Origin of the sequence: Microbacterium sp. NPDC064978, from assembly GCF_044543605.1 — a bacterium.
GTDB lineage: Bacteria > Actinomycetota > Actinomycetes > Actinomycetales > Microbacteriaceae > Microbacterium > Microbacterium meiriae.
In genome coordinates this window covers 431353-448807 of record NZ_JBITWF010000004.1, presented here as the reverse complement: position 1 = coordinate 448807, position 17455 = coordinate 431353, and the positions used below count along the sequence as shown (strand labels likewise).

The window sequence follows — 17455 nt, the reverse complement described above, 5'->3', positions numbered from 1 at the left end:
TCACACCTTCTGCTTCCCGAGCCGGGACGTGGCTGCGAGCACGAGCATCACGCCCGCGAACAGCAGCACGGCCTGCGCCGCCGCGAACGCCCAGTCGAGGTTGGTGGTCGCGTCGACGTAGATCGTCTGCGCGAACACGGGGATCTGCGAACCGCCGATGAAGCGGGGGGTGATGAAGGAGCTCACCGAGAGCACGAACACCAGGGTGGCGCCGGCGACGATGCCGGGCACCGAGAGCGGCAGCACGACGTGCCGCAGCGTGCGCCAGAATCCAGCGCCGAGCGTGCGGGAGGCCTCCTCCAGCTGCGGCGTGATCCCGGAGATGACGCCGAGGATGCTGAGCACAGCGAACGGCAGGAGGACCTGCACCATCGCGATCACGACGCCGGTCTCGGTGCCGAGGAATCCCTGCGTACCGCCGATGAGGAGTTCCGCCCCGGGGATCTGCATCATCAGGCCGGACGGCCCCATGAGCACCACCCAGCCGAAGGTGCGGACGACGACGCTCGTCATCAGCGGCAGGATCACGACGATGAGGAGGAAGGAGCGCACCTTCGAGCCGGCGCGCGCCATGATGTACGACAGCGGGATGGCGATGACGAGGGTGATCACCGTCTGGATCACCCCCAGGCGGAGCGATCGCAGCGCCGCCTGGAGGTGATACTCGCTCGCGAACAAGCGGGTGAAGTTGTCGAGGGTGAACCCGCCTGCCGGCGATTGCACGCTCATGAGCAGCATGCCGGCCACCGGGGTGACGAAGGCGAGCGCGAGCAGCACGATCGCCGGCAGGAGCAGGAGCCAGGGCTCCCTACGGGTTCGGACGCTCATTTGGTGATCAGCGCATTCCACTCATCGGTCCACGCCTGACGCGACGCGGCGATGTCGCCCGGGGCGTAGACGACCACGTCGTCGAGCTCGTCGCCGGTGAGCACGGCCTCGGCCGCCTGATCCGACAGCTCGGTCGCGGTGTTGACGGGGGAGTAGCGCATGTTCTCCGCGAAGACGGCCTGCGCTTCGGGGCGCAGCTCGTAGTCGATGAAGAGCGTCGCCAGCTCGGCGTTGTCCCGGCCCTCGACGACGTTCGCCGTGATGAGCGACGCGGTCGCACCCTCCTCCGGGACGATGAACTCGACGGGCAGACCCGCGTCCTGCAGGGTGCCCGCGTAGTCCATCGCGTACGGCGCCAGCCACGTGCCGCGCTGGGCGAAGGCGGTCTGCAGGTCCGGCGAGGTCGGGACGACGATCGCGTCGCCCGAGGAAGCCAGCGCCCCGAGGTCGGCGATGGCTGCGGACGGGTCCTCGATGCCACCCCCGAGTGCGTCGGCCACGCGGAGCATCGACAGCACCCCGTAGGTGTTCGAGAAGTCCGTCAGGGCGATGTGACCGGCGTAGGCGTCGTCGAAGAGGTCTTCCCAGGACGTCGGTGCCGGGGCGTCGGCCTCGGTGTTGTAGACGAGCCCGATGGGCGCGAGCTGGATGACCGGACCCTCGCCGCGCTCGAGACCCGCGGTGGCGATGTCGATGAGGTCTCCCGACGCGGACAGGTCGTCGGCGGCGATCGGGGCGATGAGGCCCTGCTCCGCAGCGGTGAATTCCTGTCCGCCGGAGAAGTGCACGACGTCGATCTGAGGACTCGCCTTCTGGGCGGTGACCTGGGCGAGGGCGTCGGCGCTGTACAGGGTGATCAGCTCGACCTTCGCTCCGGTCTCCTCCTCGAACGGGTCGACGACGGCCTCGATGAAGGCTTTCTCCCAGTCTCCGCCGAACGACGTGACGACCAGGGTCTCGCCGGCGAACTCCTTGTCACCACCGGACGAGGACTCGCCGTCGCCGGACGCGCAGCCGGCGAGGACGAGGGCACCGGTGGCGACGAGCGCGCCGGCGGTGAGGATTCTGCGGGTGTTCATGCACTGCTCCTTCGGGATGGGTCCAGCACGGGGTGGACGCCTAGACCAGGCGTCCGATGGTGAGCTGCTTCGCTCCGTCGATGCGGATCGCGGCGCTCTCCTGAGCGAACTCCGCGAGTCCTTCGGTGATGCCGGCCCAGATGTTGACGGGTGTCCATCCGAGGGGGCCGAGAGTACGGGCACCACGATCGTAGAAGACTCCGATCTCGTACCACTCGAACGGCAGTCCGCCCATCTGCATGGGGCGCTGCCAGTACCACTGCAGGTCACCCGGCGCGGGCACGACCTGCTGGTTCTCCGCGGGCACGGCCTCGGGGTCGAAGTTCTGGGCCTCCTCGGGAAGGCCGACCATGACCTCGGGTCCGGCGTACATCGCGTGCATCGCCTGCATGGTGACCGGCTTCTCCAGCGCACCCCACATGGCCTCGCACGTGCGAGGGGCGAGGTCCTCGAATAGGGTGGCGACGGCGCGGACGCCGTTCTCGTACTCGAGGAAGACCTGCTTGGTCATCGTGTTCCTTTCTGGCCAGCGGACGGTTCCGCTGCGCGTTCACGGGAGGCGGCGACGAACGCCGCGAACAGCGGGCGCTCCTCAGCGGCCTCTTCGGAGGCGGTCATCTTCTCGGGGTGCCACTGCACCGCCCAGAAGGCCCAGTCGTCGTCCGACTCGACGGCTTCGACGATGCCGTCGGGTGCCCAGGCGACGGGGCGTAGCCCGGGGGCCGGAGTGTCGACGGACTGGTGATGGATGGTGTTGACGGTCCTCGTCGTCGTTCCGTAGAGGGCGGCGAGCCTGCTGTCTTCCGTGAACGTGACGGCGTGCCGTGCGGAGAGCTGCTCGTCCGCTCCTCCGACCGGGTGGTGGTGGGCGGTGGCGGGGATGTCGACGATGAGGGAGCCGCCGAACGCGACGGTGCAGACCTGGAGTCCTCGGCAGATCGCGAGCACCGGCAGGCCGCGTTCGCGAGCGCCGAGGGCGAGCGCGATCTCGTAGCCGTCGCGAGCCGAGTCGTAGGTCTTCCCCATCTGCGGCTCTGCGCCGTAGTGGGAGGGGTGCAGATCCTCTCCCCCGGAGAGCACCAGCCCGTCGAGCCGATCGAGGACCTCGTCGACACCGGCGGTCGGAGGCAGCAGCACGACGGCGCCGCCGGCGGCCTCGATCGGCGTGGCGTACTCGGTGCCGAGGCTGTGCGCCGGGCGGCCTGTGCCGAGGTCGGTGTCGATGGCGCGGCGCCACGTGGTGATGCCGATGAGCGGCCGGGTCACGACAGCTCGATCCACGTGGTCTTCAGATCGGTGAACTTCTCCATCGCGTGCAGACTCTTGTCGCGTCCGAAGCCGGAGCCCTTCACCCCGCCGAAGGGGATGGTCATATCGCCCTCCTCGAAGCAGTTGACCCAGACGACACCCGCCCGCAGCCGCCGAGAGAGGGTGTGCACCGCGTTGAGGTCGGTGCTCCACAGTGCGGCGGCGAGGCCGTACTCGGTGCCGTTGGCGATGGCGAGGGCGTCGTCGACGTCGTCGTACGCGATGACTGACAGCACAGGACCGAAGACCTCGCGCTGCGCCACCTCGTGCGCGGGGGTCACGCCGAGCACGACGGGGGCGAAGTAGCTGCCGCCGTCGACGGCGGAGAACCGCTCGGCGCTTCCGGCCGCGAGCTCGGCACCCTCGGTCTCCGCGCGCGCGACGAACCCGGCGATCCCGGCGAGCTGCTTCTCGCTGACGATCGCCCCCATCGACGTGGACACGTCGAACGGATCGGCCGGGAGAGCAGTACGGGCGACATCGGCGGCGATCTCCAGGGCCCGGTCGTACTGCGCGCGGGGGACGAGCAGCCGGGACGAGGCCGTGCACATCTGCCCCTGGTTGTAGAAGCAGCCGTCGGCCGAGGCTCGGACCGCGCGCTCCAGATCGGCGTCGGGCAGCACGAGGCTCGCCGTCTTGCCGCCGAGCTCCGGCCACACGCGCTTGCCGTTCGACGCGGCGGCGTATCCGAGGAACCGGCGGCCGATCTCGGGCGAGCCCGTGAACGTGACGACGTCGACATCGGGGTGCTCGCCGAGTGCACGGCCGGCGACCTGGCCGGCGCCGGGGGTGACGTTCAGCACGCCGGCCGGGATGCCGGCCTCATGGGCGAGTTCGGCCAGGCGCAGGGCGGAGAAGGTGGTGTGCTCGGCGGGCTTGAGGACGACGCTGTTGCCGACGGCGAGAGCGGGGGCGAGCTTCCAGGCCGTCATCGTGAGCGGGAAGTTCCACGGCACGACCGCGGCGACGACGCCGGCCGGCTCCCTGGTGACGAGGGCGAGGCTGCCCGGCGCGGTGACCGGGAGCTCGTCGAGCACCTTGTCGGCCGCCTCTCCGTACCAGCGGAAGCAGTTCACGACCGCGCGCAGCTCGGTCTGGAGCGCCTCTCGTACCGGCTTGCCCATCTCGAGTGAGATCGTGAGGGCCAGCTCCTCGGCGTTGTCGTGGATCCGCTGCGCGAAGGCGATCAGGCGCTGGCCGCGGTCCCGGGGGGCGATGCGCGACCACACGCCGGAGTCGAACGCGGCGCGGGCCGAGCGGACCGCGCGGTCGATGTCGTCGGCGGAGGCGGCCGCGATAGGGGGCAACGCCCGGCCGTCGCGGGGGCTGATCGGTGTGAGGGGTTCGGCCGTCCCGGCCTGCCAGGAGCCGTCTATGAACATGCGGGTGCGTAGTGACAGCGCCGCTGCGCGGTCCGCCCAGTCGTCTCCAGTTGCCGTGAACACGGTCGTCCTCTCCAGGGGTGAAGGCCCTGGAAGGGATACTCGCCCTATTTCGCCATCACGTCAAGATAAAACGAACGATCCCGCCACTTCTTTACACGTCTGTAACAGAATCGGCCTACAGGCGGATGGCTCCCGTCGGCATGTCCTGCGCCAGCGCCGCCGGCGCCTCGTCCACGATCAGCGAGCCGCGCAGCACCGGTGTGATGACGACGAGGGACTCCACGACCTCCAGCCCGTCGTGGCCGGCGACCGCGGGACCGGTGAGGAAGTCGTAGAACTCGTCCGCGTCGCGCACGAGCACGTTCATGAGGAGCTGCGACGTGCCTGTCGTCGCGACGATGAACTTCACCTCCGGGGCAGCGGCCAGGGCGGATCCCACCTTCTCCAGCCGATCCATCGGCACCCGCAGCCACACGAGTGCCTCCAGCCCGAGGCCGAAGAGGCTCGGGACGATCTCCGTGCGGGGGTGCATGAGCCCGCGGCGGTTGAGCGATTCCATCCGTCGGCGCGTCGTGGTGACATTCAGTCCGAGCGCGCGGGCGAGCTGTGCCACGGGCATCCGTCCGTCCTTCAGCAGGAGTCGGATCAGCGCTTCCTCGTCCTCACTCAGGGCGTCCGCCGGGTCGACCTCGGATCCGGACGACTCGTCCAGCATCCGCACCTGTTCGTCGGACAGCACCCCCACCCGCCAATCGTGCCCGGAGCGGAAGAACTTCAGCACCGTGGTGACGTTGATCGACGCGATGCCCTCCACTTCGGGGAAGTCCGTGAACAGTAGTTCGCGGATCGATGCGTCGTCGTGGGGGAGGAGCATGCCGGCGATGTCGCTGCTGCCCTCGAGGACCGACACGGACGAGGCGTCGGCGCGACGGGCGAGGGTGCGGGCGACGTGCCAGAGCGCATGCGGTTCGGTCGTGATCCGGAACAGGACGGCCCGCGCATGGAGTACGCGGGCGGGGTCGACGTAGGTCGAGACGCGCACAAGACCGCGGTCCAGCAGACGCTGTCCGCGGCGGGCGACTGTACGCTCCGGGAGGTCGACAACGCGGGCGATCTCCCCCCAGGAGGCGCGGCCGTTCACCTGCAGGGCCGCTGCGACGATCCGATCGGTCTCATCGGCCAGGGCATCGTTCGCGGGCACGGGTTCTCCTTCGCGGGTCGGGCACGTGAAGGTTATCCCAGACCCGGAGCGGGTCAGATGTCGGAGTAGTCGTTGGCGCCGCTCTGGATGCCGGTCACCACGTCCTCGGTGAGGACCAGGAGGACGTACTCCACGCCGACCTGTCCCGGGTGGACCAGCGATCGGGTGCCGGACACCTCGCGCATTCCGATCTTCAGGTAGTCCGCGATGCCGTCGCCGTCCTCATCCCACTCGTCCTCCGCGCCCGCCGACAGGGCCTCGGCGCGGCTGGCGCCGAGTCCGACCCCTTCCGGGGTCGTGAACGAGACGGACGGGGCATCCGCCGTCACCGAGACGACGATCCTCGAGTCATCGTCGGTCGCGCGCAGGCCGTCCCAGACGTACGCGGTGTACTCGCCGCCGTAGGGACCCTCTAGCGGCTCCTCCTCCGGCGCGACGCTCATCGCGTCGGCCAGCGCATCGATGACGAGCTCCCTCTCGTCGAACGGAACGAGGGGACCGCCGTTGACGGCGATCCCGTCCACCGAGATCACCACGGTCTGATCCGCGGGCTCCGGTGCGACGGACGTCTCCGGCGTCGAGGACGCTCCGGCCGGTACCGTCGGGGCCGGATCGACGGGGGAGTTCTCCTGGACGCAGGCGGTCAGGGCCATGGCGAGGAGAAGGACGGTGCCCGCGGTGGCGGCGCTGCGGAGGGACCGGTGCATGGTGCGAGCTTAGAGGCCGGGAGTGGGGGGAGACGGCACGGGCGCCGCCGGGAGTGCCGGCGGCGCCCGTGGAGGGAGGAGGGGGTTACTCGGCGTCCGTCGTCTCGATCATTGCGTGCGCACGGCGGCGACGCAGGGCGAACAGACCGAGGCCCGCCGCGAGCAGCACGACGGCCCCGACGACGAACGGCGTGCTGTCGGCACCGGTCGTCGCGAGGTCGCCGTCGGTCGCGCCACCCGAGTCGCTCTCACCGGGGACGATCGCTCCGCCACCGGCCGCCGCGGTCACGGTCAGGGAGGCCGTCACCTCCGAGCCGTCGGGGAGGATCACGGCGAGGGTGTGCGCACCCGCCGGGGTGCCCGCCGGGATGGTGACGGTGCGCGCGAACGTGCCGTCCGCCGCGGCCGTGACCGTACCGAGCGAGACCGGGTCGGACCGCAGCTCGAGCGCGAGCTCGGCGCCCTCCGCGAAGCCGCTGCCCGACACGGCGAGCGTGCCGCCGGCGGTGACCGAGGACGCGCCCAGCTCGACGGTCGCGGGCTTCTCGGGCTCCGGCTCCTCCGTGACCGGTGGGGTGACGCCGGCCTCGGTCACCCACTTCTCGCCCGCGTCGGACTTGGTCACGGTGAACGTGTCGTAGACCGCGCCGACGGGGAGGTCGGTCGTGGCGTCCGGTTGCTTCTCGGCGAGGTACGACCGGTAGACGAGCTGGTTCTTCGAGACATCGATCACCTGGTAGGTCGTCACGCCCTGACCGCGCAGCACCTGGGTGGCGCCGTTGTTGGTCCAGACGTTCTTCTCCGGGGTCTCCAGGTCGTAATGCTTGGCGCCCGAGTTCGACACGACGTACACCGGCCCCGTGGTGAGTCCGGCGGTGTCTGTGGCGTCCGTGTTCACGTAGCCGCGGGCGTACGTGTGATCGTGACCCATGAGCACGAGATCGATGTCGTTGCGCTGGAAGACGGGCAGCCACTCGGCGCGGAGCACCGGCTCGTCACGACCGGCCGACGCCGAGAACACCGGCTGGTGGAACGTGACGACGTTCCACTTCGACGGGCTGTTCTGCAGCAGCAGGTCGAGCCACGCCGCCTGGAAGCGGGTCCACAGCGTGCCGATCTGCGACGACGGGCATTCCGCGCCCGTGCAGGACGGGAGCCCGGCCGGCGTGAGGAAGGTCGTGTCGCGGGTCGCGTTCAGGGTGATGAAACGGACGCCCTGGTAGTCGGTGTAGTACGCGGTCTCTGCGGCGAACGAGCTCCAGTGGTCGAAGAACGCGCGGTACTGCTGCGCCACCTCTGAGTCGCCCTTCGCCAGGTTCGCGAGTTCCCCGATCGAGCTCGTGGACGGGTTGTTGTGCGGGTACTCGAACGCGGCCTTCCAGGCGGTGAGGAGCTTGTCCCCCGAGTACTCGTGGTTGCCGGGGGCGGCCATGACGTTGGTGCGCACGGCGGAATCCTCCATGCCCTTGAACCAGTTCAGCCACTCGTTCTCGTTGCTGGACGTGTTGATGAGGTCTCCGGCGTGCACGGAGCCGATCGATCGCGGGGCGTGGGCCTCTGCCTGCTTCACGACGCTCGGCCAGGTGGTGTCGAGACCGATCTGGGCGTCGCCGTAGTAGATGAACTGGAAGTCGCTCGCCTTCGGGTCCGCGGTGCGGAACTCGTGCCAGTCGCTCCAGCTGCCGGGGAGGCCGACACGGTAACGGTACGCGGTGGCCGGGGTGAGGTCGGTGACCGTGGCCGAGAAGTGCTTGTTCGGGTTGCCGTTCACCACTCCGGCGTCATAGGCGTCGACCGTCCGGGTGGCCCCACCTGCTGCGGGGCCGATCTCGACCTGACCTGCCGTGTGCGACGCGTCGCCCGCGAGCCAGGAGAACGACTGCGACACCTCCGGCTTCTCGGTCGGGGTGAGGATGACGCGGGTCGGCGGGGCGACGACGGGAGTGCCGGGGTCGGAGGCCTTCACGAGGGTCAGCGACGACATGTCGAAGTAGATGTCGGAGCTCGACGCGCGGTCCTGGAACAGCGACACGGCGATGGTGTTCGTGCCGTCGCGGAGCAGGTCGCCCTCGGCGCTGAACGTGCTGGTCAGGGGGTCGCCGTTGGAGTCTCCGGCGTACTCGACGTTGGCGGTGTCGGTGATGCGGCCGTCGACGTAGCGGGCGACCTCCTCGCCGTTGATCCACACGACGATCGCGTCGTCGAAGGTGACGGTGCTCTGCAGGGCGGCGACCTGCTCGGCGACGCCGGCCTCCAGCTCGAAGGTCGTGCGGAAGAAGTACGTCGGCACCGTCGGTGCCTTCACCCCGTCGAGGTAGTGGTTGAGGAGTGTCTTCGGGGTCTGCGGTCCCACCGGCGCGAGGGCGCCGTTCTTGGCACCGAAGCTGCCCGGTGCGGTCTTCCAGGCGCTGTCGTCGTACGCGGGCAGGGTCCAGTCGCGCAGCGCGGCCGGGGCGGGCGACGGGTCGGAGCCGTCGTCGAGGTAGTGCCAGGGGGTGTCGCCGGTGAGGAGCGAGCCGGTCGGCACTTCCGGGTCGGGCGCGGCGAGGGCCGCGGGGGCGACGACGGCGCCGCCGAGCACGGCGAGCAGCGCGACGGACGTCAGTCCGCGACGCCGCCACCGCAGCGCAGGGGTGGGGGAGGTCATGTCTGTCCTTCGTGGGTGGGTGTCCGTGCTCAGCCGCACGGGGCGCCCCCAGCCCAGCGGAGCCGGATGACCGGGGTCTGACATCAAGACGACGGGGAGGTGAACGCGGGCGCGTCAGGGGGCGGCCGGTACGCTGGAACCCATGCTCAACATGGCCGACGGCCTCGCGCGTCTCGGCGCGCTCGCCGAGAATCCCGTCGTCCGTACCCTCGCGGAGGCCTTCGACGAAGCCGGTTTCGAGCTCGCCGTCGTGGGCGGTCCGGTGCGCGATGCGCTGCTCGGGCGGCAGACGCACGACCTCGACTTCACGACGAGTGCGTCGCCGGATCAGATCCTCGCGATCGTGAAGCCGGTGGCATCCGCGCACTGGGACATCGGTCGGGCCTTCGGGACCATCGGTGCCCGGGTCCGGGGCGAGCAGGTCGAGATCACGACCTATCGGGCGGACAGCTACGACGGCGTGACGCGCAAGCCGACGGTGGAGTTCGGCGACTCGATCGACGGCGACCTCGCCCGCCGCGACTTCACGGTCAACGCGATGGCCCTCCAGGTGCCCGCGGTGAAGCTCGTCGATCCGACCGGCGGGGTCGAGGACCTCGTGGCGGGGGTACTGCGGACGCCGACGGATCCTCGGGTGTCGTTCGGCGACGACCCGCTCCGGATGCTGCGGGCCGCCCGGTTCAGCGCGCAGCTCGGCTTCACGGTGGAGGAGGACACGGAGCGGGCGATCACCGAGCTCCGCGAGACGCTGAAGATCGTGAGCCCCGAGCGCGTGCAGTCCGAGCTCGTGCGCCTCATGCAGACCGACGACCCCGTCCGCGGCATCCGGGTGCTGGTGGAGACCGGGCTCATCGACGAGTTCCTCCCCGAGGTGAGCGCCCTCAAGCTCGAGGTCGACGAGCACCACCATCACAAGGACGTCTACGAGCACTCCCTCACGGTGCTCAGCCAGGCCATCGCGCTCGAGCATGCCCGGAACCCCGGGGCGGCGCCGGACGTGCCGCTGCGGATCGCGGCTCTGCTCCACGACATCGGTAAACCCCGCACGCGCAAGCTCGAGCCGGGCGGTGCGGTGACCTTCCACCACCACGACGTGGTCGGCGCGCGCATGGCCCGCAAGCGGCTGCAGGCGCTGCGCTTCGACACCGCGACCACCGATGCCGTCGCGACCCTGATCGAGCTGCATCTGCGGTTCTTCGGCTATGCGGAGGGGGCGTGGACGGATGCCGCCGTGCGCCGCTACGTCCGCGATGCCGGGGACCTGCTGGAGCGCCTGCACATCCTCACGCGCGCCGACGTCACCACGCGGAACAAGCGCAAGGCCGCCCGGCTCGCCGCCGCCTACGACGACATCGAGTCACGGATCGCGGCGCTCCGGGAGCAGGAGGAGCTCGACGCGATCCGTCCGGAGCTCGACGGCAACCGCATCCAGGAGGTCCTCGGCATCAAGCCGGGCCGGGAGGTCGGCGAGGCGTACCGGTTCCTCCTCGATCTGCGCCTCGACGAGGGTGTGCTGGGCGAGGCCGTCGCGGAGCAGCGACTCCGGGAGTGGTGGGCGTCGCGCGGTTGACTCCTGCCGGCCCACCCCGTTCCGTGCGTCCCGGCCCCTTACGGCCGCACGCAGGGGGCCGGGAGGACCGGAGAGGGGTGGGTCGACCTCAGTTAACGATGGCGGCAGCGTCCGGAGGGAGTGTCAGGGACGTGGAGGAGCGCGTCAGGGCGGCGGTGGCGAGGAGGAGGTCGGCCGTAGCGGGGACACTGAACGTCGCGGGGGCGGGGGAGAGGTTCACGAGCACCGACACTCCACCGCGATCGATGCGGTAGACGCGGTGCTCGGGGCGGCCGTCCGTCTCCCGGACCTCGACCGTCGTGTGCGCGGAGTCCGGGTCGGTGAGCTCCGGTCGCGCTCGCCGCAGTCGTGCCAGGTCGCGGTACAGCGACAGGAGCCGGGAGTGCTCCGGGGCCTCGGCCTCGGCCCAGTCGAGGTGCGAGCGGTGGAAGGTCTCGGGGTCCTGCGGGTCGGGCACCGCATCCGGATCCCATCCCATGCGGGCGAACTCCGCCGTGCGGCCCTCGGCCACGGCGCGTCCGAGCTCGGGTTCGGGGTGGGAGGTGAAGAACTGCCACGGGGTCGTCGCCCCCCACTCCTCGCCCATGAAGAGCATCGGGGTACCCGGCGCCGTCAAGGTGAGCACGGCGGCCACCGCGAGCCGGTCGGGGGAGAGCGTGGCAGAGAGCCGATCCCCGGCGGCGCGGTTGCCGATCTGATCGTGGTCCTGCGCGAAGGTCACCAGCCGCCAGCTCGGCACCTCGGCCGGGATCGAGGCGCCGTGCGGACGGTCGCGGAAGGACGAGAAGGTGCCGTCGTGGAAGAAGCCGCCCTCCGTCACCTTGGCCACCGCGTCGTCTGCGGCGAAGTCGGCGTAGTACCCGGCGGTCTCTCCGGTGAGCGCGACGTGCACGGCGTGGTGCCAGTCGTCGGACCACTGCGCCGTGAGCCCGTAGCCCCCGGCCTCCCGCGGCAGGATGAGCGTCGGGTCGTTGAGATCGGACTCGGCGATGAGCGTCAGCGGTCGGTTCTGCTGCGCGGACAGCGCATCCACCCGTTCGGAGAGCTCCCGCAGCAGGTGGACCGGCCGCCGGTCGTGGAGGGCGTGCACGGCATCGAGCCGGAGTCCGTCGACGTGGAAGTCGCGCAGCCACATCAGGGCGTTGTCGAGGATGTACTCCCGCACGGCGTCCTCGTCGAGGTTCACCGAGTCGCCCCACGTGGTGCTCTCGCCCTCGCGCAGGTACGGGCCGAAGAGGGGGAGGTAGTTGCCGCTCGGGCCGAGGTGATTGTAGACGACGTCCTGCACAACCGCGAGCCCGTGCGCGTGGGCGGCGTCGACGAAGCGCTGATAGGCCGCGGGGCCGCCGTACTCCTCCTGCACCGCGTACCAGAGCACGCCGTCGTATCCCCAGTTCCAGGCGCCGTTGAAGGCGTTGACGGGCAGCAGCTCGACATGGGTGACGCCGAGGTCGACGAGATGCGCCAGGCGGCCGACCGCCGCGTCGAGCGTGCCCTCCGGTGTGAAGGTGCCGAGGTGCAGCTCGTAGATCAGCCCGCCCGCGAGCTGCCGTCCGGTCCAGGAGGCGTCGGTCCACGCGAAGGCGGCGGGGTCGAAGGCCGCCGAGGCCCCGTGCACGCCGTCCGGCTGCCGCCGCGAGCGAGGGTCCGGGCGGAGGTCGTCGCCGTCGTCGAGGACGAAGCCGTAGCGCTCACCGTCCGCGAGGACGAGGTCGGTGGTCCAGCGCCCCTCTGCCCCCGCCGTGAGTGCGCGCTCCTCCACGGTGGTGCCCGCGTCGTCGAGGCGTCGTACCCGCACACGGGTCGCCCGCGGCGCCCACACCTCGATCATCGAGCCAGCTCGATCAGCGCGACCGGGTAGGTGTCGAGGAGTTCCGCCAGTCGCACGGGCCCGGGCGGGATCCGCCGGCCGGTGAGGAGGTCGGTCCCCGGCAGCTCGGGGCGCATCATGACTGTGTCGCCCCAGCCGCCGCGGCGCGCCAGCCCGACCGGCAGGCGCGTGGCCACGGCGGTCGCGCCGCCGCGGTGCACGGCGACCGCGTGTTCCGCGGCCCCGCCCTCGACGACGGCCGGCCGGTAGAAGCGGAACAGCTCCGGGTTGTCCCGCCGCAGCCGCAGTGCCCGCGAGGTCACCAGCAGCTTCGCGGCACCGGAGTCGTCGATCGGGGGGACTACACCGCGGGCGTGGTCCGCGTCGAGCTCCCGCAGCATCCGGGCGCGCAGAGCGAAGTCGACGGGTCGACGATTGTCGGGGTCGACGAGCGAGAGGTCCCACAGCTCGGTGCCCTGGTAGACGTCAGGAACGCCGGGGCCGGTGAGCTGCAGCAGCTTGGCGGAGAGGGAGTTGGAGCGCCCCGCATCGACGATCTCGGCCACGAAACGGTCGAGGATCGGGGCGGCCTCCGCCTCGACGGATCGGGCGATCGCGGCCAGGCCCTCTTCGAACTCCGCATCCGGATGCTGCCAGGTCGTCCCCTCCGCGGCCTCACGCGCGGCCTTGGTGGCGTAGGCGAGCAGCCGGTCGGAGGGCAGCGGCCAGGCGCCGACCGCGGCCTGCCAGATCAGCGCGTCGAGCGGGCCGTGCCCGGTGGTCGCCACGGCGCGCAGCTCGGCCAGCACCTCGGCCCAGCGCTCCGGGATCTCCGAGAGCACCGACAGGCGCGCGCGCACGTCCTCCGAGCGCTTCGTGTCGTGCGTGGAGAGCGTCGTCATCGAGTGCGGCCACGCCGCCAGCCGTGCCCGCTGCGCGTCGTGGAACTCCTCGACCGACAGGGCGGGGATCGACGGGTCGGCGCCGACCTCGGTCAGTGTTCCGAGGCGGGTGAACCGGTAGAACGCGGTGTCCTCCACACCCTTCGCCATCACGGCGCCGCTCACCTGCGGGAATCGCTGCGCGACCTCGAGGCGCGGATCGTTCAGCAGCGGCTCCAGCGCTGTGAATGCGGTCGCGAGGTCGGGGCGTCGGCGACGGGCCTCCGCGAAGGCGGCGCGCAGGTGTTCGCGGCCCTCCGGGAGATAGGAGCGATACACGGGGAAGCAGGCGAGGAGCTCGGCCAGCGCGTCGTCGGCGTGCACGATCCCGTGGGGGAGCGTACGCACCAGTCGGCGCACCTCGGCGGCCAGGAGAGTGTCCGCGATCATCCGCTTCGTGTCGTGGATGAGGTCGTGCCAGGGGAGCGCGTCCGGGAGACCGGTCTCCGCGCGGAGCCTGGCATCCAGCCGGTCCAGCGCCGCGACGCCCTCCGCGTCGACGAACAGGCGGTCGAGCTCGGCCAGCGCGTCGTATCCGGTGGTGCCGTCGGTCCGCCACCAGGCCGGCAGGGCCTCGCCCGGCTCCAGGATCTTCTCGACGAGCGTGTACGCGCGTCCGGTCGCGTCGGCGAGCTGCTCCAGGTAGGCGCCGGGGTCGACGAGGCCGTCCGGGTGATCCACCCGCAGACCGTCCGCGAGGCCCTCCCGGATCCAGCGCAGGATCTCCCGGTGCGACTCGGCGAACACCTCGGGCCGTTCGACCCGGATGCCAGCGAGTTCGGAGACGGCGAAGAACCGGCGGTAGGTGAGGTCGGTGTTCTGGTCCTGCCAGAACCGCAGCTCGTAGTTCTGGGCGCCCAGGAGCGCCGGGAGATCGTCCGCCAGTGCCGCGGTGCCGGGGGCGAGGGGCAGCTCATGCTCGAAGTAGCGCAGAACGCCGTCCGGCGCGTCGGCGGCCGGCGTGGTGTCGACCACGAGCTCGCTGTTCGCGACGACCTCGTCCGGGCTCGCGCCCAGCAGCGGCAGCAGGAGACGCCCGCCGCCCGCTGCCCAGTCGATGTCGAACGCCGCCGCATGACGGGTCTTCCGGCCCAGCCGCAGCACCTCCCACCACCACGGGTTCTGCCGCGGCACGGCCACCCCCACGTGGTTGGGCACGATGTCGACGAGGATGCCGAGGCCTGCCGCCCGTGAGGCCGCCGCGAAGCGGACGAGCCCCTCCGCGCCGCCGCGGTCTGGATCGATGCGGCCGTGGTCCACGACGTCGTAGCCGTGGTTCGAGCCGCGGGTCGCCGCCAGCAACGGTGACAGGTAGGCCCACGAGGCGCCGAGCTCGGCGACGTATCCGGTCACCCCCGCGGCCGCGTCCAGGGGGAAGGCCTCGCTGATCTGCAGGCGATACGTCGAGACCGGTCTGTCGGTCACGAGGCGGCCTGCTCGCTCTGCGCGCGGAGCGAGGCGTCGACGGAGTCGTCGGTGTCGACGGGCTCGCCGTCGATCTCCTGCAGCACGAGCATGGCCTTGCCCTCGAGCGGCACGGTGTCCCGGGCTCGGAGCTTCCGGTCACCGAGTTCGCCGGCGGTGTCCACCGCGACGAGCCATTCCGTGCCGTGGCGGTCGTCCGGAAGCGCCAGATCGACGGGCTCGTCGCCGCTGTTGAAGTAGACGAGGAAGTTCACGTCCTCCACGGGGCGTCCTCGGCGGTCGTTCTCGCGGATGCCGCGGCCGTTCAGGAACATGCCCACGGAGCGCCCGAAGCCCGAGTCCCAGTCCTCCGGCGTCATGCGCGCTCCGTCCGGTCGCAGCCACACGACGTCGGGGATGCGCTCGCCGTCCTCGTCGGCGACCGGGCGTCCGTCGAAGAAGCGGCTGCGACGGAAGGTCGGATGCTCGTGCCGGAGCCGCGCCACCGCCGAGGTGAACTCCACGAGCGGCAGGTCGGCCGCCTCCCAGTCGATCCAGGTGAGCTCGTTGTCCTGCGCGTAGCCGTTGTTGTTGCCGTGCTGCGTGCGGCCGAGCTCGTCGCCGTGGGAGATCATCGGCACGCCCTGCGAGAGCAGCAGCGTCGCGAGGAAGTTCCGCTGCTGACGCGCGCGCCGCCGGTTGATGTCGATGTCGTCGGTCGGCCCCTCCGCGCCCATGTTGTCGGAGCGGTTGTGGGATTCGCCGTCGTTGTTGTCCTCGCCGTTGTCCTCGTTGTGCTTCTCCTTGTAGGAGACGAGGTCGCGCAGGGTGAAGCCGTCGTGCGCGGTGACGAAGTTGATGGAGGCGACAGGGCGCCGGCCGGAGTGCTCGTACAGGTCGGCGGAGCCGGTGAGGCGGGAGGCGAACTCGCCGAGCGCCTGCGGCTCACCGCGCCAGAAGTCGCGCACGGTGTCGCGGTACTTGCCGTTCCACTCCGTCCACTGCGGCGGGAAGTTGCCGACCTGATAGCCGCCGGGTCCGATGTCCCACGGCTCGGCGATGAGCTTCACCTGCGAGACGATCGGGTCCTGCTGCACGAGCTCGAAGAACGCCGCGAGGCGGTCGACGTCGTAGAACTCGCGGGCGAGGGTCGCCGCGAGGTCGAAGCGGAAGCCGTCGACGTGCATCTCGGTCACCCAGTACCGCAGCGAGTCCATGAGCAGCTGCAGGGCGTGCGGGTTGCCCGCGTTCAGGCTGTTGCCCGTGCCGGTGTAGTCCGTGTAGTAGCGCTTGTCCTCTTCGAGCCGGTAGTACGCCTCGTTGTCGATCCCGCGCATGGAGAGCGTCGGCCCGAGGTGGTTGCCCTCAGCGGTGTGGTTGTAGACGACGTCGAGGATGACTTCGATGCCGGCCTCGTGGAGCGCGCGCACCATGGCGCGGAACTCCTGCACCTGCTGGCCGTCCTGGCCGCCGGCGGCATAGGCGTTGTGCGGGGCGAAGAATCCGAGGGTGTTGTAGCCCCAGTAGTTCGACAGGCCCTTGTCCTGCAGCACCGAGTCGTTGACGAATTGATGCACCGGCATCAGCTCCAGGGCCGTGACGCCGAGGCGCTGGAGATGCTCGATGACTGCCGGATGCGCGATGCCGGCGTAGGTGCCGCGCAGCTCCTCCGGGACCTCGGGGTGCCGCTGGGTGAGCCCCTTGACGTGGGCCTCGTAGATGACCGTCTCCGCGTACGGGGTCTTCAGCGGACGGTCGCCGCCCCACTCGAAGAACGGGCTGACGACCACGCCCTTCGCCATCGCGGTCGCGGAGTCGTCGTCGTTGCGGGAGTCGGGGTCGCCGAAGTCGTAGCCGAAGAGGGACTGGCCCCAGTCGATCTCACCGGCCACGGCCTTCGCGTAGGGGTCGAGGAGCAGCTTGTTCGGGTTGAAGCGCTGTCCCTGCGCGGGATCGTACGGACCGTGCACACGGTAGCCATAGCGTTGCCCCGGCTGCACCGTGGGCAGGTAGCCGTGCCAGACGAACGCGTCGACCTCGGTGAGCGGCACTCGTGTCTCCGTGCCGTCCGCGTCGAAGAGGCAGAGTTCCACGCGCTCCGCGCCCTCGCTGAAGAGCGCGAAGTTGGTGCCCTGACCGTCGAAGGTGGCCCCCAGCGGGTACGCGGACCCGGGCCAGACCTCGCCGCTCATCCGGCGAGGGCGTGGTCGCGCGAACCCGCGGCCATGGCACTGACGATGCTGACGGCATGGTCGTAGTCGTACACCTGAGCGATCTCCACAGCCCGAGGATACGGGTGTCCGAGGTAGCAGACATAGAGCGGCGGCACGACCTCGATGTATCCGACGGGAGCGTCGTGCGCGACGACGTACCGGTCGAAGTCGATCCGCTCGCAGGCCGGCTCGGTCGCGGCGGGGTGGGCCGCGTCGGCGCGCTGCGAGGAGCCAGTGCTGGTGGGGGTGTGGACGTTCATGGCGCCTCCTGACTCGTGATGGGACCACGATAGGAACCGGGAACGGATTCGAGAACGGTATTGCCATCCGGGCCTCGACCGGCTACGCACCCGATGACGGCG

13 protein-coding genes are annotated in these 17455 nt (G+C 70.5%); 1 reads left to right on the top strand and 12 read right to left on the bottom strand.

Translation table 11 applies throughout. The features are described 5' to 3' along the window. The 8 genes from ACIGJI_RS15170 to ACIGJI_RS15135 all read right to left on the bottom strand — a co-directional run bounded on the left by ACIGJI_RS15170 (position 1) and on the right by ACIGJI_RS15135 (position 9155). A complete protein-coding gene (locus tag ACIGJI_RS15170) occupies positions 1-828 on the bottom strand; it encodes an ABC transporter permease (protein ID WP_268777850.1) in 828 nt (275 codons plus the stop codon). Continuing rightward, positions 825-1907: an ABC transporter substrate-binding protein gene (locus ACIGJI_RS15165; RefSeq protein WP_268777851.1), complete on the bottom strand. Its 1083-nt coding sequence runs from the start codon at positions 1905-1907 to the stop codon at positions 825-827. The genes ACIGJI_RS15170 and ACIGJI_RS15165 overlap by 4 nt, the downstream gene beginning before the upstream one ends. Positions 1908-1947: 40 nt before the next feature. After that, the gene (locus tag ACIGJI_RS15160) at positions 1948-2418 is read right to left on the bottom strand and encodes a DUF3830 family protein (RefSeq protein ID WP_268777852.1); all 471 of its coding nucleotides are present in this window, start codon (positions 2416-2418) and stop codon (positions 1948-1950) included. Then, on the bottom strand, positions 2415-3173 hold the full coding sequence (locus ACIGJI_RS15155) for a gamma-glutamyl-gamma-aminobutyrate hydrolase family protein (protein WP_363446057.1): 759 nt from the start codon (positions 3171-3173) through the stop codon (positions 2415-2417). Before ACIGJI_RS15155 ends, ACIGJI_RS15160 begins: the two co-directional genes overlap by 4 nt. Continuing rightward, complete coding sequence (locus ACIGJI_RS15150; protein WP_363446059.1) at positions 3170-4660, bottom strand: aldehyde dehydrogenase family protein; 1491 nt, start codon at positions 4658-4660, stop codon at positions 3170-3172. The genes ACIGJI_RS15155 and ACIGJI_RS15150 overlap by 4 nt, the downstream gene beginning before the upstream one ends. 115 nt (positions 4661-4775) lie before the next feature. Then, on the bottom strand, positions 4776-5801 hold the full coding sequence (locus ACIGJI_RS15145; RefSeq protein ID WP_025102843.1) for an Lrp/AsnC family transcriptional regulator: 1026 nt from the start codon (positions 5799-5801) through the stop codon (positions 4776-4778). Positions 5802-5854: 53 nt separating this feature from the next. Next, positions 5855-6508, bottom strand: coding sequence for a hypothetical protein (locus tag ACIGJI_RS15140; protein ID WP_292796804.1), 654 nt, complete (start codon positions 6506-6508; stop codon positions 5855-5857). A gap of 85 nt (positions 6509-6593) precedes the next feature. Beyond that, positions 6594-9155 carry a metallophosphoesterase family protein gene (locus ACIGJI_RS15135; RefSeq protein ID WP_363446061.1) on the bottom strand — a complete coding sequence of 854 codons (2562 nt, stop codon included), beginning with the start codon at positions 9153-9155 and terminating at the stop codon, positions 6594-6596. Between the two features lie 142 nt (positions 9156-9297). On the opposite strand from ACIGJI_RS15135, the gene ACIGJI_RS15130 reads away from it, so the two are divergent. Next, entirely contained in the window at positions 9298-10725 is a 1428-nt protein-coding gene (locus ACIGJI_RS15130) for a CCA tRNA nucleotidyltransferase (protein ID WP_363446063.1), read from the top strand. 88 nt (positions 10726-10813) lie between these two features. Here ACIGJI_RS15130 and treZ read toward each other — a convergent pair whose 3' ends face one another. The 4 genes from treZ to ACIGJI_RS15110 are packed head-to-tail and all read right to left on the bottom strand — an operon-like array spanning position 10814 to position 17353. Beyond that, entirely contained in the window at positions 10814-12556 is a 1743-nt protein-coding gene (gene treZ, locus ACIGJI_RS15125; protein WP_363446065.1) for a malto-oligosyltrehalose trehalohydrolase, read from the bottom strand. Beyond that, a complete protein-coding gene (gene treY / locus ACIGJI_RS15120; RefSeq protein ID WP_363446067.1) occupies positions 12553-14901 on the bottom strand; it encodes a malto-oligosyltrehalose synthase in 2349 nt (782 codons plus the stop codon). Before treY ends, treZ begins: the two co-directional genes overlap by 4 nt. Next, on the bottom strand, positions 14898-17072 hold the full coding sequence (gene glgX, locus ACIGJI_RS15115; RefSeq protein ID WP_363446069.1) for a glycogen debranching protein GlgX: 2175 nt from the start codon (positions 17070-17072) through the stop codon (positions 14898-14900). The genes treY and glgX overlap by 4 nt, the downstream gene beginning before the upstream one ends. Further along, on the bottom strand, positions 17069-17353 hold the full coding sequence (locus ACIGJI_RS15110; protein ID WP_060922071.1) for a hypothetical protein: 285 nt from the start codon (positions 17351-17353) through the stop codon (positions 17069-17071). Before ACIGJI_RS15110 ends, glgX begins: the two co-directional genes overlap by 4 nt. Positions 17354-17455 lie beyond the last annotated feature (102 nt).

What these genes read in the sequence shown, in the direction of transcription:
- ACIGJI_RS15140 (WP_292796804.1), bottom strand. Translation starts at nt 6,508, where the DNA reads ATGCACCGGTCCCTCCGCAGCGCCGCCACCGCGGGCACCGTCCTTCTC.
- ACIGJI_RS15165 (WP_268777851.1), bottom strand. Translation starts at nt 1,907, where the DNA reads ATGAACACCCGCAGAATCCTCACCGCCGGCGCGCTCGTCGCCACCGGT.
- ACIGJI_RS15160 (WP_268777852.1), bottom strand. Translation starts at nt 2,418, where the DNA reads ATGACCAAGCAGGTCTTCCTCGAGTACGAGAACGGCGTCCGCGCCGTC.
- treZ (WP_363446065.1), bottom strand. Translation starts at nt 12,556, where the DNA reads ATGATCGAGGTGTGGGCGCCGCGGGCGACCCGTGTGCGGGTACGACGC.
- ACIGJI_RS15135 (WP_363446061.1), bottom strand. Translation starts at nt 9,155, where the DNA reads ATGACCTCCCCCACCCCTGCGCTGCGGTGGCGGCGTCGCGGACTGACG.
- glgX (WP_363446069.1), bottom strand. Translation starts at nt 17,072, where the DNA reads ATGAGCGGCGAGGTCTGGCCCGGGTCCGCGTACCCGCTGGGGGCCACC.
- ACIGJI_RS15110 (WP_060922071.1), bottom strand. Translation starts at nt 17,353, where the DNA reads ATGAACGTCCACACCCCCACCAGCACTGGCTCCTCGCAGCGCGCCGAC.
- ACIGJI_RS15170 (WP_268777850.1), bottom strand. Translation starts at nt 828, where the DNA reads ATGAGCGTCCGAACCCGTAGGGAGCCCTGGCTCCTGCTCCTGCCGGCG.
- ACIGJI_RS15130 (WP_363446063.1), top strand. Translation starts at nt 9,298, where the DNA reads ATGCTCAACATGGCCGACGGCCTCGCGCGTCTCGGCGCGCTCGCCGAG.